The organism is Nocardia asteroides (assembly GCF_900637185.1).
Classification (GTDB): Bacteria; Actinomycetota; Actinomycetes; order Mycobacteriales; family Mycobacteriaceae; genus Nocardia; species Nocardia asteroides.
On record NZ_LR134352.1, the window covers coordinates 3,155,899 to 3,179,464 of the forward strand.

The 23,566-nt window shown below is 69.7% G+C and carries 22 protein-coding genes; 12 read left to right on the forward strand and 10 right to left on the reverse strand.

Translation table 11 applies throughout. From position 1 onward, the window contains the following. The first annotated feature begins 280 nt into the window (after nucleotides 1-280). Nucleotides 281-2,461, forward strand: coding sequence for an excinuclease ABC subunit UvrB (uvrB, locus tag EL493_RS14830; protein ID WP_019046402.1), 2,181 nt, complete (start codon nucleotides 281-283; stop codon nucleotides 2,459-2,461). 37 nt (nucleotides 2,462-2,498) lie between these two features. Here the strand turns inward: uvrB and EL493_RS14835 are convergent, their stop codons facing one another. Then, nucleotides 2,499-2,966, reverse strand: a complete 468-nt coding sequence (locus EL493_RS14835) for a VOC family protein (protein WP_019046403.1) — start codon at nucleotides 2,964-2,966, stop codon at nucleotides 2,499-2,501. A gap of 56 nt (nucleotides 2,967-3,022) precedes the next feature. Between EL493_RS14835 and EL493_RS14840 the strand changes: the two genes are divergently transcribed. From EL493_RS14840 to EL493_RS14850, 3 genes are all read left to right on the forward strand, one after another. Next, nucleotides 3,023-3,859: an AraC family transcriptional regulator gene (locus EL493_RS14840; protein ID WP_019046404.1), complete on the forward strand. Its 837-nt coding sequence runs from the start codon at nucleotides 3,023-3,025 to the stop codon at nucleotides 3,857-3,859. 127 nt (nucleotides 3,860-3,986) lie between these two features. Next, a complete protein-coding gene (locus tag EL493_RS14845; protein WP_022566594.1) occupies nucleotides 3,987-4,421 on the forward strand; it encodes a hypothetical protein in 435 nt (144 codons plus the stop codon). 269 nt (nucleotides 4,422-4,690) lie between these two features. Further along, nucleotides 4,691-5,143, forward strand: coding sequence for a universal stress protein (locus EL493_RS14850; RefSeq protein WP_019046406.1), 453 nt, complete (start codon nucleotides 4,691-4,693; stop codon nucleotides 5,141-5,143). 71 nt (nucleotides 5,144-5,214) lie between these two features. Here the strand turns inward: EL493_RS14850 and EL493_RS14855 are convergent, their stop codons facing one another. After that, nucleotides 5,215-5,589, reverse strand: coding sequence for a cupin domain-containing protein (locus EL493_RS14855; protein WP_019046407.1), 375 nt, complete (start codon nucleotides 5,587-5,589; stop codon nucleotides 5,215-5,217). A gap of 11 nt (nucleotides 5,590-5,600) precedes the next feature. Further along, entirely contained in the window at nucleotides 5,601-6,830 is a 1,230-nt protein-coding gene (locus EL493_RS14860) for an MFS transporter (protein WP_167686196.1), read from the reverse strand. Nucleotides 6,831-6,899: 69 nt separating this feature from the next. On the opposite strand from EL493_RS14860, the gene EL493_RS14865 reads away from it, so the two are divergent. Continuing rightward, nucleotides 6,900-7,562, forward strand: coding sequence for a TetR/AcrR family transcriptional regulator (locus EL493_RS14865; protein WP_019046409.1), 663 nt, complete (start codon nucleotides 6,900-6,902; stop codon nucleotides 7,560-7,562). Here the strand turns inward: EL493_RS14865 and EL493_RS14870 are convergent. The 3 genes from EL493_RS14870 to EL493_RS14880 are packed head-to-tail and all read right to left on the reverse strand — an operon-like array spanning nucleotide 7,559 to nucleotide 11,525. Beyond that, a complete protein-coding gene (locus tag EL493_RS14870; RefSeq protein ID WP_019046410.1) occupies nucleotides 7,559-9,820 on the reverse strand; it encodes a HelD family protein in 2,262 nt (753 codons plus the stop codon). The two genes, EL493_RS14865 and EL493_RS14870, sit on opposite strands and share 4 nt — an antisense overlap. Nucleotides 9,821-9,862: 42 nt before the next feature. Further along, complete coding sequence (locus tag EL493_RS14875) at nucleotides 9,863-10,174, reverse strand: antibiotic biosynthesis monooxygenase family protein (protein ID WP_019046411.1); 312 nt, start codon at nucleotides 10,172-10,174, stop codon at nucleotides 9,863-9,865. Between the two features lie 13 nt (nucleotides 10,175-10,187). After that, nucleotides 10,188-11,525 carry a diguanylate cyclase domain-containing protein gene (locus EL493_RS14880; RefSeq protein ID WP_019046412.1) on the reverse strand — a complete coding sequence of 446 codons (1,338 nt, stop codon included), beginning with the start codon at nucleotides 11,523-11,525 and terminating at the stop codon, nucleotides 10,188-10,190. Nucleotides 11,526-11,657: 132 nt separating this feature from the next. Here EL493_RS14880 and EL493_RS14885 point away from each other — a divergent pair, with 132 nt between their 5' ends. Further along, entirely contained in the window at nucleotides 11,658-12,803 is a 1,146-nt protein-coding gene (locus tag EL493_RS14885; RefSeq protein ID WP_019046413.1) for a beta-ketoacyl synthase N-terminal-like domain-containing protein, read from the forward strand. A gap of 5 nt (nucleotides 12,804-12,808) precedes the next feature. On the opposite strand, the gene EL493_RS14890 is transcribed toward EL493_RS14885, so the two are convergent. After that, complete coding sequence (locus tag EL493_RS14890) at nucleotides 12,809-14,635, reverse strand: sensor histidine kinase (protein WP_019046414.1); 1,827 nt, start codon at nucleotides 14,633-14,635, stop codon at nucleotides 12,809-12,811. A gap of 142 nt (nucleotides 14,636-14,777) precedes the next feature. Between EL493_RS14890 and EL493_RS14895 the strand changes: the two genes are divergently transcribed. Continuing rightward, nucleotides 14,778-15,557 carry a sigma 54 modulation/S30EA ribosomal C-terminal domain-containing protein gene (locus tag EL493_RS14895; protein WP_019046415.1) on the forward strand — a complete coding sequence of 260 codons (780 nt, stop codon included), beginning with the start codon at nucleotides 14,778-14,780 and terminating at the stop codon, nucleotides 15,555-15,557. A 16-nt stretch (nucleotides 15,558-15,573) separates the two neighbouring features. Here EL493_RS14895 and EL493_RS14900 read toward each other — a convergent pair whose 3' ends face one another. Beyond that, nucleotides 15,574-16,206, reverse strand: coding sequence for a response regulator transcription factor (locus tag EL493_RS14900; RefSeq protein WP_019046416.1), 633 nt, complete (start codon nucleotides 16,204-16,206; stop codon nucleotides 15,574-15,576). Between the two features lie 320 nt (nucleotides 16,207-16,526). On the opposite strand from EL493_RS14900, the gene uvrA reads away from it, so the two are divergent. After that, nucleotides 16,527-19,502: an excinuclease ABC subunit UvrA gene (gene uvrA / locus EL493_RS14905; RefSeq protein ID WP_019046417.1), complete on the forward strand. Its 2,976-nt coding sequence runs from the start codon at nucleotides 16,527-16,529 to the stop codon at nucleotides 19,500-19,502. Nucleotides 19,503-20,019: 517 nt separating this feature from the next. Here uvrA and EL493_RS14910 read toward each other — a convergent pair. After that, nucleotides 20,020-20,361 (reverse strand): DUF1844 domain-containing protein, encoded by a 342-nt coding sequence (locus EL493_RS14910; RefSeq protein WP_019046420.1) that lies wholly within the window; start codon nucleotides 20,359-20,361, stop codon nucleotides 20,020-20,022. A gap of 358 nt (nucleotides 20,362-20,719) precedes the next feature. On the opposite strand from EL493_RS14910, the gene infC reads away from it, so the two are divergent. The 4 genes from infC (at nucleotide 20,720) to EL493_RS14930 (ending at nucleotide 22,949) form a co-directional block, all read left to right on the forward strand. Next, the gene (gene infC / locus EL493_RS14915; protein WP_030203874.1) at nucleotides 20,720-21,397 is read left to right on the forward strand and encodes a translation initiation factor IF-3; all 678 of its coding nucleotides are present in this window, start codon (nucleotides 20,720-20,722) and stop codon (nucleotides 21,395-21,397) included. A 33-nt stretch (nucleotides 21,398-21,430) separates the two neighbouring features. Further along, on the forward strand, nucleotides 21,431-21,628 hold the full coding sequence (rpmI, locus tag EL493_RS14920; protein ID WP_019046422.1) for a 50S ribosomal protein L35: 198 nt from the start codon (nucleotides 21,431-21,433) through the stop codon (nucleotides 21,626-21,628). Nucleotides 21,629-21,729: 101 nt separating this feature from the next. Further along, nucleotides 21,730-22,116 (forward strand): 50S ribosomal protein L20, encoded by a 387-nt coding sequence (rplT, locus tag EL493_RS14925; protein ID WP_019046423.1) that lies wholly within the window; start codon nucleotides 21,730-21,732, stop codon nucleotides 22,114-22,116. A gap of 35 nt (nucleotides 22,117-22,151) precedes the next feature. Continuing rightward, the gene (locus EL493_RS14930) at nucleotides 22,152-22,949 is read left to right on the forward strand and encodes a TrmH family RNA methyltransferase (protein WP_019046424.1); all 798 of its coding nucleotides are present in this window, start codon (nucleotides 22,152-22,154) and stop codon (nucleotides 22,947-22,949) included. Between the two features lie 4 nt (nucleotides 22,950-22,953). On the opposite strand, the gene EL493_RS14935 is transcribed toward EL493_RS14930, so the two are convergent. Beyond that, nucleotides 22,954-23,535, reverse strand: coding sequence for a TetR/AcrR family transcriptional regulator (locus tag EL493_RS14935; protein ID WP_019046425.1), 582 nt, complete (start codon nucleotides 23,533-23,535; stop codon nucleotides 22,954-22,956). Nucleotides 23,536-23,566: the final 31 nt, after the last annotated feature.

Below are 23,566 nucleotides of genomic sequence, written 5' to 3' on the forward strand. Positions count from 1 at the left end.
CGGACATCGCCGGAGGGTGCCGGAAGATTGCCGGTCCGGCCAGGTCCGGTCGGGCGCGGCAGCCGGACCTGGCCGTCGGGTCGCCGGATCGCGATCGCCACGATGCTGCCGGTGCGCGTTGCCCCCCGATCCGCGCGCAGCGGGCCGCGTGGCTCGATGAGCGGAAATTCATCGCGACGACACCGGGCGCGGGGCGCCCGCCCGGCGTGGCGTCCGCTCGTGTCGCGGCCACGACGGCGCTCGTCGCGACTTGTCGGTGGTCGGGCCTAACCTGGAGAGCATGGCATTCGCAACCGAGATCCCGACGGAAGGGTACGAGGAGCGGGGACACCCGCTGGCTCATTCCGAGCACCGCCCCGTCGGCACCATCGAGCGCGCGGGCGGACAGTTCGAGGTGGTCAGCGAGCACAAGCCCGCCGGTGACCAGCCCGCCGCCATCGCCGAACTGGAACGGCGGATCACCGCGGGGGAGAAGGACGTGGTGCTGCTCGGTGCCACCGGTACCGGTAAGTCCGCGACCACCGCCTGGCTCATCGAGAAGCTGCAGCGGCCCACCCTGGTGATGGCGCCCAACAAGACCCTCGCCGCGCAGCTGGCCAACGAGCTGCGGGAGATGCTGCCGCACAACGCGGTCGAGTACTTCGTCTCGTACTACGACTACTACCAGCCCGAGGCGTACATCGCCCAGACCGACACCTACATCGAGAAGGACAGCTCGATCAACGACGACGTCGAGCGCCTGCGGCACTCGGCGACCTCGAGCCTGCTCTCGCGCCGCGATGTCGTCGTCGTCGCCTCGGTGTCGTGCATCTACGGCCTCGGTACCCCGCAGTCGTACCTGGATCGGTCGGTGCAGCTGGAGGTGGGCACCGAGATCGACCGCGACGCGCTGCTGCGGCTGCTGGTCGACGTGCAGTACACCCGCAACGACATGGCCTTCACCCGCGGCTCGTTCCGTGTGCGTGGCGACACCGTGGAGATCATTCCGTCCTACGAGGAGCTCGCGGTTCGCATCGAGTTCTTCGGCGACGAGATCGAGGCGCTGTACTACCTGCACCCGCTCACCGGCGACGTGGTTCGCCAGGTCGACTCGCTGCGCATCTTCCCGGCCACCCACTACGTGGCGGGCCCGGAGCGGATGGAACGCGCGGTCGCCGACATCGAGGCCGAACTGGCCGAGCGGCTGGCCGAATTGGAGAAGCAGGGCAAGCTGCTCGAGGCGCAGCGGTTGCGCATGCGCACGGAGTACGACCTGGAGATGATCCGCCAGGTCGGGTTCTGCTCCGGCATCGAGAACTACTCACGTCACATCGACGGCCGCCCCGCCGGGTCCGCGCCGGCGACGCTGCTCGACTACTTCCCCGACGACTTCCTGCTCGTCATCGACGAGTCGCATGTCACCGTGCCGCAGATCGGCGGCATGTTCGAAGGCGACATGTCGCGCAAGCGCAATCTGGTGGAGTTCGGCTTCCGGTTGCCGTCCGCGGTCGACAACCGCCCGCTGACCTGGGAGGAGTTCGCCGACCGGATCGGTCAGGCGGTGTACCTGTCGGCCACGCCGGGTCCGTACGAGCTGGGTCAGGTGGGCGGTGAGGTCGTCGAACAGGTGATCCGTCCGACCGGCCTGGTCGACCCGCAGGTCGTGGTGAAGCCGACCAAGGGCCAGATCGACGATCTGGTGCACGAGATCCGCGAGCGCACCGAGCGCGACGAACGCGTGCTGGTCACCACGCTGACCAAGAAGATGGCCGAGGACCTCACCGACTACCTGCTCGGCCTCGGCGTGCGGGTGCGGTACCTGCACTCCGAGATCGACACCCTGCGCCGGGTGGAGCTGCTGCGCCAGCTGCGCCTGGGCGAGTACGACGTACTGGTCGGCATCAACCTGCTGCGCGAGGGTCTCGACCTGCCCGAGGTGTCGCTGGTGGCGATCCTGGACGCCGACAAGGAGGGCTTCCTGCGGTCGAGCACCAGCCTCATCCAGACCATCGGCCGCGCGGCGCGCAACGTCTCGGGCGAAGTGCACATGTACGCGGACAAGATCACCGACTCGATGCGGCACGCGATCGACGAGACCGATCGCCGCCGCGCCAAGCAGGTCGCCTACAACGAGGCCAACGGGATCGACCCGCAGCCGCTGCGCAAGAAGATCGCCGACATCCTCGACCAGGTGTACCTGGAGGCCGACGACGAAGTGGCCGTCGGCGGGTCCGGGCGCAATGTCAGCCGGGGCAGGCGCGCCCAGGGCGAGCCGGGCCGCGCGGTGAGCGCGGGCATCTACGCCGAACGCGACGTGAAGTCGATGCCGCGCGCCGAGCTGGCCGACCTGGTCGCCTCGCTCACCGACCAGATGATGAACGCGGCCCGCGAGCTGCAGTTCGAGCTGGCCGGCCGGCTGCGCGACGAGATCGCCGACCTCAAGAAGGAACTGCGCGGGATGGACGCCGCGGGGCTGAGCTGAGATGCGGGCCCGGCCCGGTACCCCGCGGCGCCGACCGCTAGCTCTGCTCCGCCATCCAGGCGGCGATCCGGCGGTCGGCTTCCTCCCGGGAGATGTCCTCGACCCGGGTGATCACCGCCCACCGGTGCCCGAACGGGTCGATCACGACGCCGAAGCGTTCGCCGTTGACGAAGGTCTGCGGTTCCTCCGCGGTGCGGGCGCCGTGGTCGATCGCCCGGGCGATCACGGTGTCGACATCGGGGCAGTAGTGCACGATCGAGGTGTGTACCCAGTCCTCGGGCGCGCGCACGTTGTTCTCGGGGATGGGCATGCCGAGCTGGATGGTCGAATCGCCGATCAGCAGTTCGGCGTGCGCGGGCTGCCCGTCGGGCCGGTCGGCCCGGCTGAGCACCTTCGCGCCGAAGACCTCGGTGTAGAAGTCGATGGCCGCGTTGCCGTCCGGCACGGCCAGGAAACAGGTGATGGAGTGGTAGCCCTCCGGAACGGGCGCAACGGGTTCGGTCATGTCATGAATCCTCGCCGGTGGGCGGCTTTCGATCTTGTAAGAAAGCGACAGATCCGGTGACGTCTCCCGATCCCGCGGACATGAAGGGCATTCTGCATCCGGAGGAGCAGGCCAGGCACCGGTCGCTGGACCGGTTGACGGTCGGGCCCGCGCTGTCCGGCTTCGCGGACCGGTACTGGGTCGTGCGCTGGGACCTGCGCGGTAAACCCGCCTATCGCGCCGAGGTGCTGTCGTTCCCGTGCGTGAACGTCACCTTCGAGCGAAGCAGCACGCGCACCGGCGGCTTCGTGAACGGGGTGAGCACCACGAAGTACATCCGCGAGCTCGACGGCGAGGGGGAGACCTTCGGGATCCGGTTCCGCCCCGGTGGCTTCGGCGCGTTCACCGGCCTGGATGTCGTTGTGCTGCGCGATGACTCGGCACCGTTGACCGCCGTGCTGCCCGGCGCGGCGGGACTGGCCGAGCGGGTGCTGGCCGAGCCCTCGGACGCGGCGCGGGTGGCGCTGGTCGAGAAGTTCTTCGCCGGTCGCGGCCGGGCCGACGATCCGCAGTACGCGCTGGTGGCCCGCATCGTCGCCGCGATGGCCGAGGACGGCGCGCTCACCCGGGTCGACCAGGTCACCGATCGTTTCGCGGTCCCCATCCGGACCTTGCAGCGGCTGTTCCGGCGCTATGTGGGGGCCGGTCCGAAATGGGTGCTGTGCCGATTCCGGTTGCAGGATGCCGCCGATCTGCTGGCCCGGGGCGGGCACGCGGATCTCGCGGAGCTGGCCGCCGGGCTCGGCTATTTCGATCAGGCGCATTTCTGCCGGGAATTCGCCGCGGAGATCGGGATGTCGCCCTCGGAATACGCGCGTAAAGCGCGGGCGAGCGCGGCGCCCACAGCCGGGTGAAGCGGTGTCCAGACCCAGGAATTCGGGTGTCTGAAATATCAGCATTTCGACTGGGAACGGTGTTGTCCGTCGATAGTGTCACCGCATTCGCAGCGGGTGCTGCTGCGTGGGAGTGAGGACAGCAACGGTGACAACAACTTTCCGCCGGAACTCGCGGCTCGGCCTGGCCGGGTTCGGCATCGCCACGATCATGGCCACGGCGGCGCTGGTCGCCCCGTTCGCGCACGCCGACTCGACCCAGCGCGTCGGCGTCGAGGGCAGTGATCATCAGGCCGGGTGCTCGTACACGGTCACCGCGGTGAACGTGGTCGGCTACAGCAGCAGCGACTCCGGTGCCGACGTGACCTTCTATGACAACGGCGTCGCGTTCGGCACGGTCGAGGTGCCGGGCATCGGGTCCACCACGACGACCTGGCGTCCCGGCGCGGCCGGTCAGCACGAATTGACCGCGCAGGTGGTCGGCGTGGTCGGCGCGCGGTGGATCGTGCCGCTCACGGTGACCGTGTCGCCGTCGACCGGCACCGGCAGCGCCGCCTGTGGACTGCCCAGTTTCTCCGGCTGATGTGAGCAAAGTCCCAGTCGCGCAAGCGGGTTGATTGTGTTGTGATATGCCACAGTTTTCCCGTATCGCGGTCTGATCGTCGCAGGTGGGTCTTCACGACTGTCGCGAAGGCCACGGGCATCGCGGACATCGGCGTCAACACTCCCGATGTGATCTGTTGCGATTTGTCGATAAATCGGCCTGTTTTGGCGTTAGGGTCGACCCAATTGCCGCGCTGACGCTCGATTCCCGGGTCGGTCGGCGTCGGCACCGACCAAGTTGGAGGAGAGATGACCGCCTACCGGACCATTGTCGTCGGTACTGATGGCTCGGACTCGTCGTACGTCGCCGTGGAGAAGGCCGCAGCGCTCGCCGGCGACGCGGACGCGACTCTCGTGCTGGCCTGCGCCTACTTCCCGACCGATGATCGCGACGTCGCCGCCGCGGCCGACGTGCTCAAGGACGAGGCCTACCAGGTGCGTGGCTCGGCCCCGACCAACGAGATCCTGCACATCGCCCGGGAGAAGGCCACCGCCGCCGGTGCGAAGAACATCGTCGAGCGGGCCATCGTCGGCGAGCCGGTCGATTCGCTGCTCGACCTGGTCAACGAGACCAAGGCCGACCTGCTCGTCGTCGGTAACCGTGGCCTGAACACCCTGACCGGCCGCCTACTCGGCTCGGTCCCGTCGGACGTCGCCCGCAAGTCGCGGTCCGACGTGCTGATCGTGCACACCGTCCGCTAGGACAGCTGAACACAGAACACCTCGAGGGCGCCGCGATCGCGGCGCCCTCGAGTGTTTCCGGGCCGAGCTGATCAGACGGGCTCCTGTCTTGTGCCGCCCCGCAATCCGATCGACATGATGTCCGATGGCTCGTCAAGTTCGAAGCGGTGCCACCGCCGCCGGGGGACGAGGAACGCCGTGCCCGCGGTCAGGTGGACGGTGGTCTCCGGCGCGCCCGCGATGTCCGGTCGCAGGTACAGGCGCAACGAGCCGCGCAGGCAGCACACCGCTTCGTCACTCGCCGGGTGCATCTCCCAGTGCTCGGCGTGGACGTCGGCGTCGGAGTCGACGTGGAACACGGCCAGCTGCCAGCCGCCGCCGTCGGTGGCCATCCGCCGCTCGCCCGATTCGACGGTGCCGTCGGGCAGCAGGTGTACGGCGCGGTCGAACAGATCGATGGGGGACATCGGTCTTCCTTTCACTGTGCGGCCGCGGGAATGTTCTCGCGGACAGCGACTTTCGGGTGGTCACGCCCCGGCAGGACCGTGGCGGCGAGTACCGCCGCGGCGACGGGTGCCAGGCACAGGCCGAGACCGAAGCCGCCGACGATCGACGGCCCGAGCACATCGGCGAGGACACTGCCCCCGGGGCTGATGAGCGCGAACCCTCCGATACCCGCGGCGGTCAGCAGCCCGCCGCCGATCAGCAGCGGGCGCGGGGACCGCCGGGCGCCCACCCGGGTCGCCACCACGGTGCCCGCGACGACGCACAGCGAGAACGGGACGAATGCGGCGCCCGCCGCGCCCGCGCTGAGTCCCAGCACTCGCTGCAGATACAGCGACACCAGGTAGAACGCCGAGAACTGACCCGCGGCCGCGCACAGGACGAACAGATTGCCGCCGAGTACCCAGCGGTTGCGCAACAGCCCGAACCGCACCAGCGGGGTGCGTACCCGTCGTTCCACGACCGCGAAACTCGCCAGCAGGGCCGCCGCCGCCAGCAGTGTCAGGCCGGTTTCGGGGGAGGCCCAGCCGAATCGGTCGGTGCGCACGATGCCGGTGACGAGCAGCCCGATGCCACCCGTCGCCAGTACCGCGCCGGCGATGTCGAGGCGGCCGGGTCCGTCCGCGGGCCGGTCGGCGGGTACGCCCGCGGCGGTGGCGACCAGGGCGACCGCGACGATCGGGAGATTGACCAGCATCACCCAGCGCCAGTCCGCGTACTCGGTGAGCAGCCCGCCGGCGAGCACACCCAGCGCGCCGCCCGCCGCGTTCACCCCGCCCCACACCCCGAGCGCCCGAACGCGGGCCGGCCCCTCGGGAAACGCCGTGGTGAGGGTGGCCAGTGCGGCGGGCGCGACGGCGGCCGCGGCGATGCCCTGCGCGGCCCGCGCGGCCACCAGCTGCCACGGCGCCTGCGCGAGTCCGCCTGCGAGCGAAGCGATTCCGAAGGCGACCAACCCGATCGTGAACAGCCTGCGCCGCCCGTACAGATCGCAGGCCTTGCCGCCGAGCAGCAGGAAGCCGCCGAAGGTCAGCGCGTAGATGTGCACCACCCAGGCCAGGTCGAGCGGGGCGAAGCGCAACGCGTCGCCGATGGCGGGCAGCGCGACGTTCACGACGGCCATATCGAGGGCGACCATGAACTGCGCGACAGCCACGGCGGTGAGCACGGCGCGCGGACGTGGCGGAGACGAGTTTTTATACATGTATAAAAATTAACCACGCGATCCGCCCCGTGTCCAGACCCGCGCTCGCCGATGGGTCAAGATGGAGGCATGTCGACTCCGTCAGCGCCGCAGGCGCGCACCGGCAGACCGGCCCGGATCTCCCGGGCCGACATCGTCGCGGCCGCGCACGCGGTGCTCGAGACCGAGGACGTGGCCAAGCTGACCATGCGCAGGCTGGCCGGCGAACTCGGCTGCACGCCGATGGCCCTCTACCACCACGTCCGCGACAAGGACGACCTGCTGCGCCTGCTGCTGGACGACTACGCCGACAAGATCGAGTGGCCCGAACCGCCCGCCGATCCCCGGCAGCGCATCCTGGTGGCCGCGACCGCCATGCACGAAGCGCTCGCCGCGCACTCCTGGATCGTCGAGGTCCTGGCGAACGGCGACCTGTTCGGCCGCTCGGCCCTGTGGGTGCCCGAGACGATCATCGACGCGGCCGTCGCGGCGGGCCTGAGCCTGGACGGGGCGGTGGCCGCCTATCGCGCCATCTGGCACTACACGGCGGGCGAGCTGATCGTCACGGGACGTTCGGTCCGCCGGGCGGCCGAGGGCCCCACCTACCGCGCCGAGGTCTTCGCGAACCTGGACCCCGACACCATGCCCAGGCTCGCCGAGATCGGTTCCCGCTGGACCGGATTCGACGCCGTCAGCAGCTACGCCGCCGGTCTGGAAGCCCTGGTCGACGGCTTGCTGGCGCAGGCGGACTAGCCGAGCGCGGACAACACCTCGGGGAGGTCGGCGGTGTGGACGACCGCGAGGCGCTGGGTCGCTCGGGTCAGGGCGACGTACAGATCGTTGAGACCGCGCGGCGACTCGTCCAGGATCGCCTGCGGTTCCACCAGATACACGCGGTCGAACTCGAGGCCCTTGGCATCGTGCACCGTCAGGACCTGCACCGATTCACCGGCCAGGGCCGACAGGGACGGGACGAGCGCGGCGGGGGCGAGCACCGCGCTGGTGCCGGGACCGTGCTCGGTCTCGAGCAGCCGCGCCACTTCGCCGGCCACCTCGGCCGGTCGGACCCGGTACGCGCGTGGGGGATTGCCGGTCTCGCGGACCGAGCGCGGCACCCGCACGCCCGGGTCGATCGCGGCGAGCACGTCGGCGGCGACGGCCATGATCTCGGCGGGGGTGCGGTAGTTCACGGTCAGCTCGGTGAGCTTCCAGCGTTGCGCCACATAGGGTTCCAGCACCCGCTGCCACGACGACGCGCCCGCCGGGTCGCCGGTCTGGGCGACGTCGCCGACCACGGTGATCCACCGGTTCGGGATGCGCCGCATCACCATCCGCCACGCCATCGCCGACAGCTCCTGCGCCTCGTCGACGATCACGTGACCGTAGGTCCAGGTGCGGTCGCCTGCGGCACGTTCGGCGGTGGTCTGCCGGTTGCCGAATTCCTGGCGCTGGGCCAGCTGGGAGGCGTCGATCAGGTCGTAGGCCATCAGGATCTCGGGGTCGAGCTCGTCCTCGATGTCCTGCGGCGCCGAACCGGTGAGGATGTCGAGCGCGTCCTGCGCCTCGGCCAGCTGGGCGCGCCAGCGGCGGCGCGCGCGTTCGCGTTCCTCGGTGTCGTCGACGCCGAGCAGCTCGGCCAGCTCGTCGAGCAGCGGCGCGTCGGCGGCGCCGAACGTGCCGTCGTCGGAGCGCACCAGCTCGGCGCGATCCGCCGCGCTCAGCGTCTTGGCCGCGCGGTCGAGCCGGGCCGGGTCGGCCAGCAGGTCGGCCAGCACTTCCTGCGGCGACAGGATCGGCCACAGGGCGCCGATGGCGGCCTGCACCTGCGGGTCGGCGCGCATCTCGTCGCCGATCTCGCTCAGGTCGGCCGAGCTGAGCAGGCTGGTGCCGCCGGACAGGTCGGCGCCCATGGTCGCGGCCAGCTGGTCGGTGAGCGCGTCGATCACCGAGGACGCGAAGATCGGCCGGGCCAGGTTGTGCGGGCGGCGCGAGGACCTGGCCCGGCCGCGGGCCTTGGTCGCGATCTTGCGGTCCAGCGTCACCGGGTAGCCGTCGAAGGTGAGCCGCACGGGCTCGGCGGGCACCTCCTGACGATCGCGCACCGCCTGCTTGAGCACCTCGAGCATGTCGAGCGAACCCTTGATCTCGCCCGCCCGCAGCGAGTCCTCACGGACCGCCTTCACGCCGGGATACAGGTCGCCGATGGTCGAGAGCAGCACACCGGTCTCGCCCAGCGACGGCAGCACCTGGCCGATGTAGTCGAGGAAGGTGGCGTTCGGGCCGATGATCAACACGCCGCTCTTGGCCAGCTGCTGACGGTAGGTGTAGAGCAGGTAGGCGGCGCGGTGCAGCGCGACCGCGGTCTTGCCGGTGCCGGGTCCGCCCTGGACGACGAGCACGCTCTTGTGCTCGGAGCGGATGATCGCGTCCTGCTCGCTCTGGATCGTCTCGACGATGTCGTTCATGTGCCCGGTGCGGGCGGCGTTGAGTGCCGACAGCAGCGCGCTCTCGCCGCCGACACCGTCGTCGGCGCCGACCGCGCCGTCGCGTTGCGCGGCGTTCAGGTCGAGGTACTCGTCGTTGATCGCGGTGACCGCGCGGTTGCGCGAGCGGATGTGCCTGCGCCGGACCACGTCCTCGGGGTTGGCGGTGGTGGCCAGGTAGAACGGTCGCGCCAGCGGGGCGCGCCAGTCCAGCAGCAGCGGCTCGTAGTCGTTGTCCTCGTCGAGGATGCCGAGCCTGCCGATGTAGCGGGCCTCGGGTTCGTCGCCGTCGAGATCGATCCGGCCGAAGCACAGGCCGTGCTCGGCGGCGTCGTACTTGGCCAGGTCCTCGCTGTAGAGCTGGGTGAAGGACTCGCGTTCACTGCGCGCCTGCGGGGTGCCGCCGGACTCCAGCAGCACGGTCTTGAGCCGGTTCTGCGCGTAGTCGCGCATGCCGTCGAGCCGGTCGTAGAGCACCGTGAGGTACTGCTGTTCCGCGGCGCGTTCATCGGCGAGGCGGTCGGGCAAAACAGGACTCCTTTGTCACCGGCGAGAACAGAGTTGTCGAGTCTACTCGGGGAAGACGTCGTCGCCGACGAGCGGCGTGTAGTGGTCGACCACGGGGAACGGGTCGTAGAAGTGATGCAACAGCGCCCGCCACCGCTGGTATTCCGGCGAGCCGCGGAAGCCCTCGGTGTGGTCGCTCAGCTGTTCCCAGCGCACCAGCAGCAGGTAGTTGCCCGGCTGTTCGACACACCGCGACAGCGACAACCCGCCGAACCCGGGCATCCCGGCGATGATCGGGTAGGCCTGCGCGAACGCGGCCTCGAAGGCGTCGGCGTGGCCGGAACGGACGGGCAGCACCGCGTGCTCGATGATCACGCCGACCAGTCTGTCAGGAGGCGTGGGTGTTGTTCGATCGTCGATTCTGACCGAGACCGAGGTCACGATGGGCCGAGGGCTTGTCCCGGTACATCGCCAGGTCGGCGTCGTGCAGGACCGCCTCCGGCGTGCGGTTCTCGTGCGGGCCGAGCTCGGTGATGCCGATCGAGGCGCTCACCTCCAGCCGGTGCCCGCGGGCGATGATCGGCTCGGCCATCGTGGTGCGCAACCGCTCGATCAGCCCGGGCAGATCGGCCCGCTGCGGATGACCGGCCAGCAGCACCAGGAACTCGTCACCGCCGAGCCTGCCGACCACGTCCTCGGCGCGCAGCGCGCCCTGCAGCCGCTGCGCGACGATCTGCAGCACGGTGTCGCCGATGGCGTGCCCGAGCGTGTCGTTGATCGCCTTGAATCCGTCCAGGTCGATGAACAGCACGGTGGTGACCAGGCTGCCGCCCTCGTCGGCCAGCGCCGTCGAGAGCTGCGACAGGATCAGCGAGCGGTTGGCCAGGCCGGTCAGCGCGTCGTGGGTGGCCTGATACTCGAGCTGGCGCCTGCTGGCCCGGAACTCGGTGATGTCGGCGAACGAGGACACGCCCGAGGAATCCGGGCTCTCCGGATTGAGCAGCCTGCAGTTGCACGACAGCCACACCTGCCGCCCGTCGGTGCGGTTCACGCCGAAGATGAACTGGGTGACCGCCTCGCCGGTGGTGAGCGTGTGCACCATCGGATGCCGCGAGGTCGGCAGCGGCAGTCCGTTGCGGTCGACCATGGACACCGGCAGTTCGGCGATGGCCCGGCCGAGCACCGGCATGGCGTCGTCGAGGCCGAGGATCCGCTTGCCCGCCGGGTTGATCGACTCCACCCGGCCGCGCCGATCGACGACCAGCACGCCCTCCTCCAGCTGCGACACCACCGTGGTGAAGTGCGCTTCGGCCCGCCGCGCCGAGGCCTCGGCGGCCCGCTGGGCGGTCAGGTCGTGCACCACCACCTGATACGCCAGCGCGTCCTGCCAGGCGGTGAGCACCGACACCGTCTGCACCGGCACGGTCCGGCCGTCGATGCGCACCAGGTCCATCTCGGTCGGCGGGGAGGCCGCGCCCTCGGCGGTGAGCTGGGCGATGCGGTCGAGCATCGGGGGGATCGAGTCCGGATGCACGAAGTGGGTGATCGCCATGCCGAGCAGGTCGTCGGCCGAGCGAGCGCCCAGCAAACGCACCATGGCCGGGTTCACGTACACCACTGTTCCCGCCTCGTGCACGCAGATGGCGTCGGGCGTGTGTTCGACCAGCGACCGGTACCGCTGCGCGAGCTGCTCGGCGCTCGCGGCGTCGGTATTGACTTCTCCCACTGCGATACCCCCGATCTCGACCTGGTCTGACGACGGCGAACAGGACTATTGTGGTGACCCTCGATGAGATCCGCGAGGAGCGAAGTGAAACCGGACGTTCTTCCCGGCGGCATGGCCCACCGAGTCGATTCTATGTCGATCGCCGGGATCGGTGTCGTCTCCGGCTACGGCTGGGGGCGCGAACACCTGTGGAAAGGGGTGCTGGGCAGCAAACCGGCGGCGCGCCTGTACCCCGGATACGGCCCCGACCGCGACCAGCACGCCTGGATCGCCCGGATCCCCGACGACGGTGACCTCGCCCACGGCGGCGGCCTGTTCGGGCGCGCCGTGCACGCGGCCGCCGCCGAGGCCATCGCCGACGCCGAGGCCAGGGGCTGGTGCCGGGCCGGGCGCACGGTCGGGCTGGTGCACGCGTTCACCCTCGGCGATGTCGCGGACTGGCGTGATTTCTACCTCGTCGACGAGGGACACCGGCGTTCCCGCGACTATCTGCGGTTGCTGCCGTCCACCCCCATCTCGGTGGTGATGCAGGAATTCGGGTTCCACGGACCCGCGATGAACGTCTCGGCGGCCTGCAGTTCCGGCTCGGTGGGCCTGCTCACCGCGAAGATGTGGCGCGACGCGGGCCTGGTCGACGACGTGCTGTGCGTCACCACCGACATCTCGGCGACCCCGGAGATGGTCGAGCACTTCGTCCGGCTCGGCGCCGCGGTCGCCGACGCCGACCCGTTGACCGCGTGCAAGCCGTTCCAGGAGGGCACGCTGGGCTTCCCGATGGCCGAGGCCTCGGTCGCCTTCCTGCTCACCGACGCCGTCGAGCAGTCCTACGCCCGGGTCCTCGGTGGCGCGATGACCAACGACGCCTTCCACGTGGTCTCGGTGGACCCCGCGCACACGCAGATCATCGCCTGCGCCCGGCGCGCGCTGACCGCGGCGGGCGTCGACGCCGCCGACATCGCCTACGTCAACGCGCATGCCACCGGCACCGTGCAGTGCGACACCGCCGAACGCGACGTGCTGACCACCGTCTTCGCCGACCGCCCGGTGATCACCGCGCTCAAACCGCTCACCGGCCATTGCCAGGGCGCGGCCGCGGCCGTCGAGGTGGCCACCATCGCCCTGTCCTACGAGCGCGGGATCGCCGTCTCGGCGCCGATCGTGGCGCCCGCGCATCCCCGGCTGCTCGACGGCACCGCCCCGATGACCGACGGGCTCACCCTGAAACTGTCGATGGGCATGGGCGGTAACAACGCCGCCGTCGTCCTCGGTCCGGCCTGAGTCGCTCAGTCGCCCTGGCCGGCCTCCGGGCCGCCGGCCAGCTCGTAGCCGTCGGTGGCGGGGGAGTCCTGCGGCAGCGGCACCGACCAGCGCAGCTGGGTACCGGGCATCTCGGGATGATTGCCCTCGGCGTCGGGCCGCTGGGCGGGCCGCACGTCGAACAGACCGCCCGCTTCCTGCGCGCGCTGCTCGAGATTGCGCAGCCCGCTGCGGATGACGTGGTTGGGGATGCCCCAGCCGTTGTCGGTGACCATGATCGTCAGGTCGTTCGCCACGTCGATGACGATGGCCACCGTGTCGGCGCCGGAATGCCGGACCGCGTTGCTCACCGCCTCGCGCACCACCGCCTCGGCGTGGTCGGCCAGTTGCGGGTCGACCACCGACAGCGGGCCCGAGACCTGGATGGTGGCCCGCAGCGCGATGTCGGCGGTTTGGCGCCGGATCGCCATCTCGATCCGCTGCTGCAGGCCCGCGCTGTGCTCGGGGCCGCTGGCGTGCAGGTCGAAGATGGAGGTCCGGATCTCCTGCACGACCTCCTGCAGATCCATGATCACCGTCGAAAGCCGTTGCCGCACTTCGGGAACCACGGCCTTGGGCAGGGTGGCCTGTACGGTCAGGCCGATCGCGAACAGCCGCTGGATCACATGGTCGTGCAGATCGCGCGCGATGCGGTCGCGGTCGGCGACGATGTCGAGTTCGCGCATCCGGCGCTGGGCGTCGGCCAGCCGCACCGCCAGCGCGGCCTGATCGCAGAACGCGGCGGTGAGCTCCAGCATCTCGTCGGAGTACGGCGCGAAACCGGGCGGCCGGATGGTGACCAGGACCCCGAGGGTGGCATCGGGCGTGCACAGCGGCAGCACCAGGGCCGGTCCGGCGCCGGGCGATTCGGCGTCGGGGAACTCCACGCCCAGCGTCACCGCCGACACGTCGTCGAAGCGCAGCGGGGTGCGCCGGGAGAAGGCGTCGCCCAGCGCGGTGCCCGCGATCGGGACGGTCTGCCAGTCCTGGCCCGCGTCGGGACCGGTCCACTGGGTGATCACCAATTCCGAGATCTCGCCGGGCAATTCGTCGGGCACCGGCACCGAGGCCAGGAACGCCTGATGCGAACCGGTCAGCCCGCGCGCGTGGTCGACCACGTGCGCCAGCACCCGGTCCGACTCGGTGCCGGCCAGGAACTCGGTCGCGATGTCGCGGGTGGCCTCGATCCAGGCCTGCCTGGTCCTGGCCTGCTCGTAGAGCCGGGCGTTGTCGACCGCGATGCCCGCCGCGGCGGCCAGGGCCAGCAGCAGGACCTCGTCCTCCTCGGTGAACGGCTGACCGTCGGACTTCTCGGTCAGATACAGGCTGCCGAAGACGTCGTCCCGAATGCGCACCGGCACACCGAGAAAGGTGTGCATCGGCGGATGACCCGCCGGGAACCCGATCGACGACGGGTGTTCGGAGAGGTCGTCGAGCCGCAGTGGCGCCTTCTGCGCGAACACCGCGCCGAGGACCCCGTGGCCGGCGGGCAGGCGGCCGATACGCTCCCGGATCTGTTCGGGCATGCCCTCGTCGATGAACTGCGTGACCTGCTGATCGTGTCCGCGCACCGCCAGCGCGCCGTAGCGGGCGTCGACCAGATTCATCGCGGTGCGCACGATCGTGCGCAGCGTCTCGTCCAGGTCCAGGCCCGCGGTGACCGTGAGCATGGCCTCGACCAGGCCGTCCATCCGGTCGCGCGAGCCGATCATCACCTCGACCCGATCGGCCACCTCGCCGAGCAGGGTGCGTAATCGCTGCTGCGACACCGTCCGGCCCGCCGAATAGCGGCCACCCCGACCGTCATTCGCCATCGCCGTATCCCGTCGCCGCACCACCTCGATTGAGTCACGGGCAAGTCTAGTCCGCAAGGTGGGGACTTTCGGCCCTTCACCGACAAGGAGCCAGATGATGGCATAGGTCACCGGGAAAAGGGATCGAGAAGTGGGGCAAGAGATGAATTCGTTGTCGACTACCCAGCACTGGACGACCGCCGCGGACCCGGAGCTCGCGGTGACCACCTGCGGCGAGGTACCACCCCAGGACGTCACCCGCGCGGTCCGCGCCATCACCCGCGTCATGCGCAGGCATCACCTGGACAGTCCGGCCCGCGTGCGCGTCACCGCACCGCAGGCCACCGACGAGCCGACCCTGGTGCAGGCCAACATCCGGACCAACGACACCCTCACCCGCGTGCAGGTCACCGGGCCGGGCGGGTTCGCCGTCACCTTCGCCGCCGAGCGGCTCGACCGGCAGCTGGCCCGCCGCGCGGGCAAGGAGACCCGGGGCGCGTGGCCCGATCCGGCCCGGCGCCCGCTGGCCCGGATCACCGAGACCCGCCCGATCATCCGCCGCAAGGACTGCGCGCTGCTGACCGGCACCCCGCTGGAAGCCAGCACCGTCCTCGACGCCATGGACTACGACGCCTACCTGTTCACCGACGCCCAGACCGGTGAGGACGCGATCGTCAGCTGGGCCGACCCGCACGGCGTGCGCCTGGCCAGGCAGCGCCACACCGCCGCGGCCGGTGCGGCCGCCGAGCTACCGCTGACCGCGAGCGCGATGCCCGTCAAGGTCGTCCAGGATTCCGCGCCGGTCTACGCCGAGGACGAAGCCGCCGACGTGCTGTGCACCGGCGGGCTGCCCTACCTGTTCTTCACCGACACCCACTCCGGCCGCGGCAACCTGCTCTACCGCCGCTACGACGGCGACCTGACCATCGTCGTCCCCACCTGAGCGCCGTCCTCGCGCGCTACGGTTCGCGCAGCTTGGTCGCCAGCACGGCGGCCTGGGTGCGGCGTTCCACCCCCAGCTTGGCCAGCAGCCGGGAGACGTAGTTCTTCACCGTCTTCTCGGCCAGGAACATGCGCGCGGCGATCTGCCGGTTGGTCAGTCCCTCGCCGAGCAGTTCCAGTAATCGGCGCTCCTGCTCCGTGAGCCCGGCCAGCGCACCCGACGGCTCGGTGCTGCGGCGCAGACGCGCGCGCAGCGCGTCGGCCGCGCGGGTGTCGAGCAGCGAGTGGCCCGCCCCGACCTGCTTGATCGCGTCGGCCAGCTTCATCCCGTCGATGTTCTTCACCACATAACCGCTGGCACCGGCCAGGATCGCGTCGAGCATGGCGTGCTCGTCGGAGAACGAGGTGAGGATCAGGCAGTGCAGGTCCTCGAACTCGGCCAGCAGATTGCGGCACAGTTCGATGCCGTTGCCGTCGGGCAGGCGCACATCGAGCACCGCGACGTCGGGTCTGGTCTCCCTGATCCGCGTCATCGCCTCGGCGACGCCGCCCGCCTGGCCGATCACGGTGAGTTCTGGATCACCCTCGAGCAGGTCGATCAGGCCGCGCCGGACGATTTCGTGGTCGTCGACCAGGAACACCTCGAGCACGCCTGCTCCTTCATCATGTCGATCGTCCCCGCCCCTGCCGTCAAACATAATCCGCGTGCCGAAATAGTGGGCGCAGACCGAGAACTCGGCCACCACGCCCCGACCCCGAGGAGGGCAGGCCGCGTCGCGGCCGTCCTGTCGGTCAGCGGTCGTCGCGTAGGCGACGAAGGAGCAAGCAACGGTCGCCGATCGACGGGACTCGAGGGGCCGCGAACTCAGGCGCGCCAGCGCTCCACTGTTTCTGTCTGTGGGTCCGCCTAGCATGGCTGACGGGGGTTCATGTCCGGTCGGCGGATGACGATGAAGAAGGGATTCACCAGGTGGCGGAACGCCTCACTGTGCGCGGAGCTCGGGAACACAACCTCAAGGGTGTCGACCTCGATCTGCCTCGGGACAGCCTGATCGTGTTCACCGGCCTGTCCGGTTCCGGGAAGTCGAGCCTGGCGTTCGACACGATCTTCGCCGAGGGGCAGCGTCGTTACGTCGAGTCGCTGTCGGCCTACGCGCGGCAGTTCCTGGGGCAGATGGACAAGCCCGACGTCGACTTCATCGAGGGCCTCTCGCCCGCGGTGTCGATCGACCAGAAGTCGACCAACCGCAACCCGCGTTCCACGGTCGGCACCATCACCGAGGTCTACGACTACCTGCGCCTGCTCTACGCCCGCGCGGGGACGCCGCGGTGCCCGGTGTGTGGCGAGCTGATCGCCAAGCAGACCCCGCAGCAGATCGTCGACCAGGTGCTGGCGATGGAGGAGGGCCTGAAGTTCCAGGTCCTCGCGCCGGTGGTGCGTACCCGCAAGGGCGAGTTCGTCGACCTGTTCGACCAGCTCAAGACCCAGGGGTACTCGCGCGTGCGGGTGGACGGGGTGGTGTACCCGCTCACCGATCCGCCGAAGCTGAAGAAGCAGGAGAAGCACGACGTCGAGGTCGTGGTCGACCGGCTCGCGGTCAAGCCCGCCTCCAAGCAGCGGCTCACCGACTCCATCGAGACCGCGCTGCGGCTGGCCGACGGCATCGTGGTGCTCGACTTCGTCGACCGCGACGAACACGCCCATGACCGGGAGCGCCGCTTCTCCGAGCGGCTGGCCTGCCCGAACGGCCACCCGCTCGACATCGAGGATCTCGAGCCCCGCTCGTTCTCCTTCAACTCGCCCTACGGCGCCTGCCCCGACTGCACCGGCCTCGGCATCCGCAAGGAGGTCGACCCGGAGCTGGTGGTGCCCGATCCGGAGCTGAGCCTGGCCGACGGCGCCATCGCGCCGTGGTCGCGGGGGCAGACCGCCGAGTACTTCAACCGGCTGCTGTCGGGCCTGGCCGAGGCCATCGGCTTCTCGATGGACACGCCCTGGCAGGACCTGCCCGCCAAGGCCCGCAAGGCGGTGCTCGAGGGCAGTTCCGATCAGGTGCACGTGTCCTACACCAACCGGTACGGCCGCAAGCGCTCCTACTACGCCGACTTCGAAGGCGTGATGCCGTTCCTGCACCGGCGGATGGACAACACCGAGTCCGAGCAGATGAAGGAGCACTACGACGGCTACATGCGCGACGTGCCGTGCCCGGTCTGCCACGGCGCCCGCCTGCGTCCGGAGATCCTGGCCGTCACCCTCGCCGCCGACGGCACCGACAAGTCGATCGCCGATGTCAGCGACCTGTCCATCGGCGACTGCGCGCATTTCCTGAACTCGCTGACGCTGGGGGAGCGCGAGGCCGCGATCGCGGGCCAGGTGCTCAAGGAGATCCAGGCCCGGCTCGGCTTCCTGCTCGACGTGGGCCTGGAGTACCTCACGCTGTCGCGGGCGGCGGCGACGCTGTCCGGTGGCGAGGCGCAGCGCATCCGGCTGGCCACCCAGATCGGCTCCGGCCTGGTCGGTGTCCTCTACGTGCTCGACGAGCCGTCGATCGGCCTGCACCAGCGGGACAACCGCAGGCTCATCGAGACGCTGCTGCGGCTGAAGAAGCTGGGCAACACCCTGATCGTGGTGGAGCACGACGAGGACACCATCCGCGCCTCGGACTGGGTGGTCGACATCGGCCCGCTGGCCGGTGAGCACGGCGGCCGGGTGGTGCACAGCGGTCCGTACGCCGAGCTGCTCAGCGAGCCCGAATCACTCACCGGCGCTTACCTTTCCGGCCGGGAGCAGATCGAGGTGCCGATGGTGCGGCGGCCGATCGACAAGAAGCGCAAGCTCACCGTCGTCGGCGCCACCGAGCACAATCTGGCCGGCATCGATGTGGCCTTCCCGCTCGGCGTGCTCACCTCGGTCACCGGTGTGTCCGGCTCAGGCAAGTCGACCCTGGTCAACGACATCCTGGCGACGGTGCTGGCGAACAAGCTCAACGGCGCCCGCCAGGTGCCGGGCAGGCACACCCGGATCAACGGGCTGGACCACCTGGACAAGCTGGTACAGGTCGACCAGTCGCCGATCGGGCGCACCCCGCGCTCGAATCCGGCCACCTACACCGGTGTCTTCGACAAGATCCGCACCCTGTTCGCGGCCACCACCGAGGCCAAGGTGCGCGGTTATCAGCCGGGCCGGTTCTCGTTCAACGTCAAGGGCGGCCGCTGCGAGGCCTGCTCGGGTGACGGCACGCTCAAGATCGAGATGAACTTCCTGCCCGACGTCTACGTCCCGTGCGAGGTGTGCCACGGCGCCCGCTACAACCGCGAGACGCTCGAGGTGCACTACAAGGGCAAGACCATCGCCGAGGTGCTGGACATGCCGATCGACGAGGCCGCGGAGTTCTTCGAGCCGGTCACCTCGATCCACCGCTATCTCAAGACCCTCGTCGAGGTGGGTCTGGGGTACGTGCGGCTCGGCCAGAGCGCGCCGACACTGTCCGGCGGTGAGGCCCAGCGCGTGAAACTGGCCGCCGAGCTGCAGAAACGCTCGACCGGACGCACGGTCTACATTCTCGACGAGCCGACCACCGGTCTGCACTTCGAGGACATCCGCAAGCTGCTCAAGGTGATCAACGGCCTGGTCGACAAGGGCAACACGGTGATCGTCATCGAGCACAACCTCGATGTCATCAAGACCTCGGACTGGGTCGTGGACATGGGCCCGGAGGGCGGTTCCGGCGGCGGCACCGTCGTCGCCACCGGCACGCCGGAGGACGTGGCCGAGGTGTCGGGCAGCTACACCGGTCAGTTCCTCAAGGAGGTGCTCGCGGCGCCCGCGCCGGTGCGCGCTCCGGCGAAGAAAGCGGCCAAGAAGGCGGCCCCGGCGGCCAAGAAGGCGCCCGCCGAGACGGCGGCGGCCAAACGGCTGGCGCGAAAGGCGGCCGCGCTGCGCTGACGGCGGATATCCTCCGGCGCGGGGACTTTCCGAAAACGCGACAAAGTGAAACACGTGTGGGTAGCATTCGCCTCACCGTTGCCGGAATACCGGAGAGTAACGGTCAGTCGAACCGACATCCCGACGTGTCTCGCGCCAGTGGGCGGCGCGATCGCGATGTCGTGCAGTTTGAAAGGAACGTCCCCCATGGATGAAGCCACCACGGCGCTCATCGGCCAGATTCTGTCTTTCCTCAGCGGCGGCTCCTCGCTGGCCTACGAGCCCACCAAGCCGACTGTCTGACGCGGCTGAGCCGAAAGGAACACCTGAGAAATGGACACCGGAAGCGCGGCGCTGTTCACCGCCCTCGCGAACATGATCACCTCCGGCTCGGCCGTGTCGGTCACCCCCGGCACCCCGCCTGCCCCGACCCCCACGGTCTGAGCCCGACCGGATAGCGGCCGGCGACGGCCCACCTACGCGAAAGATCCGCCGACGCGAGCGTCGGCGGATCTTTTCGTCTCCGGGAGGGCGGCGCTCAGAACACCGGGCCGGTGTACTTCTCGCCCGGCCCCGCGCCCGGGGCGTCGGGCACCGAGGAGGCTTCGCGGAAGGCGCGCTGCAAGGCCTGCAGCCCGTCGCGGATCGGGCCCGCGTGCGGGCCGAGGTACTCCACCGACGCGGTGACCAGCCCGGCCAGCGCGGTGATCACCCGGCGCGCCTCGTCGAGGTCGACGTTCGCGCCCGAGTGCGGGTCGTCCCCGGCCAGGCCCAGCTTCTCCGCGGCCGAACTCATCAGCATCACGGCGGCCCGGCTGATCACTTCGACGGCGGGGATGTCGGCCAGGTCGCGCACGGGGGGATCGAGCTCGTCAGTCATGGCGACAAGGCTATAGCGGGGCCGATGAGGGTCGCTGCTGCCGGGCCGATTCGGCGATAGCGGAATGCGATGCTAGACTTTTCGCTGACGACCGCCCCTGGTTGTGTCATGTAGACCTGGGGCAGATAAGTGGAGCCCGACTCCCACCGTTACCGGCGAGCAATCGTACTGGACAAACGGTCCCGGTCACCCTTCCGATGTGAGGGGTTTCCCGTGTGCCTGGCACGCGGGAGTCGACACCGAGCCCTCGCGGGTTTCGGCTGTGGGCGATCGGTCGACATCGGGCCCCGTCGCGGAGAAATACCGCAACGGGGCTTTCGTGTTGAAACAGGGGTTGCAGTTATTGCGTGCGGTCGTTATGACGACACCGCTTGACCTAGGAGGCCCCATCAGCACTGAGACCCGCATCAACGATCGCATCCGTGTTCCCGAGGTCCGTCTCATCGGACCCGGCGGCGAACAGGTTGGGATCGTGCGTGTTGAAGATGCACTACGCGTCGCGCTCGAAGCCGATCTCGACCTGGTCGAGGTGGCACCCGATGCCCGTCCGCCGGTCTGCAAGATCATGGACTACGGCAAGTTCAAGTACGAGACGGCGCAGAAGGCGCGCGAGTCCCGGAAGAACCAGGTCCAGACCGTGATCAAGGAGCAGAAGCTCCGCCCGAAGATCGACGACCACGACTACGAGACCAAGAAGCGCAACGTGGTTCGCTTCCTCGAGGCCGGGTCCAAGGTCAAGGTCACGATCATGTTCCGTGGCCGTGAGCAGTCGCGACCCGAGCTCGGTTTCCGGTTGCTGCAGCGTCTGGCCTCCGATGTCGCCGAACTCGGCTTCGTCGAGACCTCGGCCAAGCAGGACGGCCGCAACATGACCATGGTCCTCGCTCCCCACAAGGGCGCGAAGACGCGGGTGAAGGCCCAGCAGGACTCCGCGCCGGCACGTCCGCTGCCGACCGGTCCCGCGAGCGCCGAACCGGCCGCGACGGCCGAGGCCGCGCCCGCCGCCGAGCAGGCAGCGCCGGCCGACCCGCAGTAACACCGATTTCAAACGACACAGATAGAGGAATCCATGCCGAAGAACAAGACCCACAGCGGCGCCAAGAAGCGATTCAAGGTGACCGGCAGTGGCAAGCTGCTTCGCGAGCAGGCGAACCGTCGCCACCTCCTGGAGCACAAGGCCACCCGCCGGACTCGTCGTCTGGAAGGCACGGAGTCCGTCGCTTCCGTCGACGCCCCCCGCGTGAAGCGGCTGCTCGGTCTCGCCTGAGACCGTCGCAACCTGACGATTCCGCGGCCGGGATAACCGGACGCCGGCAACTACCGAATTCGGGCGCCGCCGCGCGCCCCCAGATGATCAAGGACTGAAAAGTGGCACGCGTCAAAAGGGCCGTCAACGCTCAGAAGAAGCGCCGTTCCATCCTCGAGGCCTCCAAGGGCTACCGGGGCCAGCGCTCGCGCCTGTACCGCAAGGCCAAGGAACAGCAGCTCCACTCGCTGACCTACGCCTACCGCGACCGCAAGGCGCGCAAGGGTGACTTCCGCAAGCTGTGGATCGCTCGTATCAACGCCGCCGCGCGTCTGAACGACATCACCTACAACCGCTTCATCCAGGGCCTCAAGGCCGCCGGTGTCGAGGTGGACCGCAAGATCCTGGCCGAGCTCGCCGTCTCCGACGCCGAGGCCTTCGCCGGTCTCGTCGCTGTCGCCAAGGCCGCGCTGCCCGCCGACGTCAACGCCCCGGCCACCGCTGCCTGAGCTTGACGACGCACAGCGATCTGTCGGAACGACCCGTGGACGCGCTCTCCGAGCGCAATCCGCGGGTCGTTTCCGCTGTCAAGCTCCAGCGCGCGGCGCAGCGCCGCAAGACCGGGCAGTTTCTCGCCGAGGGCGCCAACGCGGTGACCGCCGCGCTGGAGACCGGCCGCGTCCGTGAGCTGTTTTATTCGGTCACCGGTGCCGCGCGCGAGACCGCGCTGATCGCCGGCGCCGCCGCCGACGGGGTGCGCACCACGCTGGTCAGCGACCGCGCCGCCGAGCACCTCGGCGAAACCGTCACCGCGCCCGGCCTGGTCGCGGTGTGCGACCTGGTCGACGTGGCGCTGTCGGACATCCTCGACCGGGGCCCGCGCATGCTGGCCGTCCCCGTCGAGATCGCCGAACCCGGCAACGCGGGCACCCTGATCCGGGTCGCCGACGCGGTCGGCGCCGACGGTGTGGTGCTGGCGGGCGACACCGTCGACCCGCACAACGGCAAATGCGTCCGTGCCAGCGCGGGCAGCCTGTTCCACGTCCCGATCGCGCGCAGCCGCGACGTCACCGCCACGCTGGACGCGATCTCCGCCGCTGGCGCGACGATCCTGGCCACCGCCGCCACCGGCGAGGTCGACCTGGACGCCGCCGACGAGATCCTGGCCGGGCCCGTGGCCTGGCTGTTCGGCAACGAGGCACACGGCCTCGATCCGGCCGTGGCCGCCAGGGCCGACCATCGCATCCGCATTCCCATCCACGGCCGCGCCGAGAGCCTGAACCTGGCCGCCGCGGCGGCGATCTGCCTCTACGCCGGTTCCCGGGTGCAGCACCGGGGCTAGCGCGTCAGCATTCGGGGTCGATGGTGCTGCGCAGGTCGTCGAGGATCTCGGTGGCCCAGGGGAGGGGCATCGCGGACGGGCCCGCCACCTGCATGGCGGTCATGATCGTCAGCAGCATGCCGGTGGAGACGAAGCGGCGTGCCTCGGTGACGTCGGCGCCGGTGAGCTCGCCGACCAGGCGATAGATGCGCCCGAAGCGCTCGCGCATGTGCTCGCCGATCGCGGGATCGGCGCTGGCGGAGGCGCCGTGCAGCAGGTTGAGCGGCAGTTCGCGTTCGGCGAGGAAGGTCTCGTAGGCCTGGCCGAGCGTGCGCAGGGCCTCGGCCGTGTCGGTGCCCGGCTCGATCTCCGCGCCGCGGAACACCTGCTCGATCCGCGCGCACACCTCGTGCAGTACCGCCACGAACAGTTGCTGCTTGGTGCCGAACAGCCGGATCACGTAGGGCTGGGAGACCCCGGCCAGGCGTGCGATCTCGTCGGTTTTCGTTGCGGCGTAACCGGATTCGGCGAACGCGCGGACGGCGGCGGCGAGCACCTGGGCGCTGCGCTCCGACGCGGTCATCCGCGTTCTGGTCGTGCCGGTCATCCGGTGTCCACCTCCTCGTCGACCCCCTGCC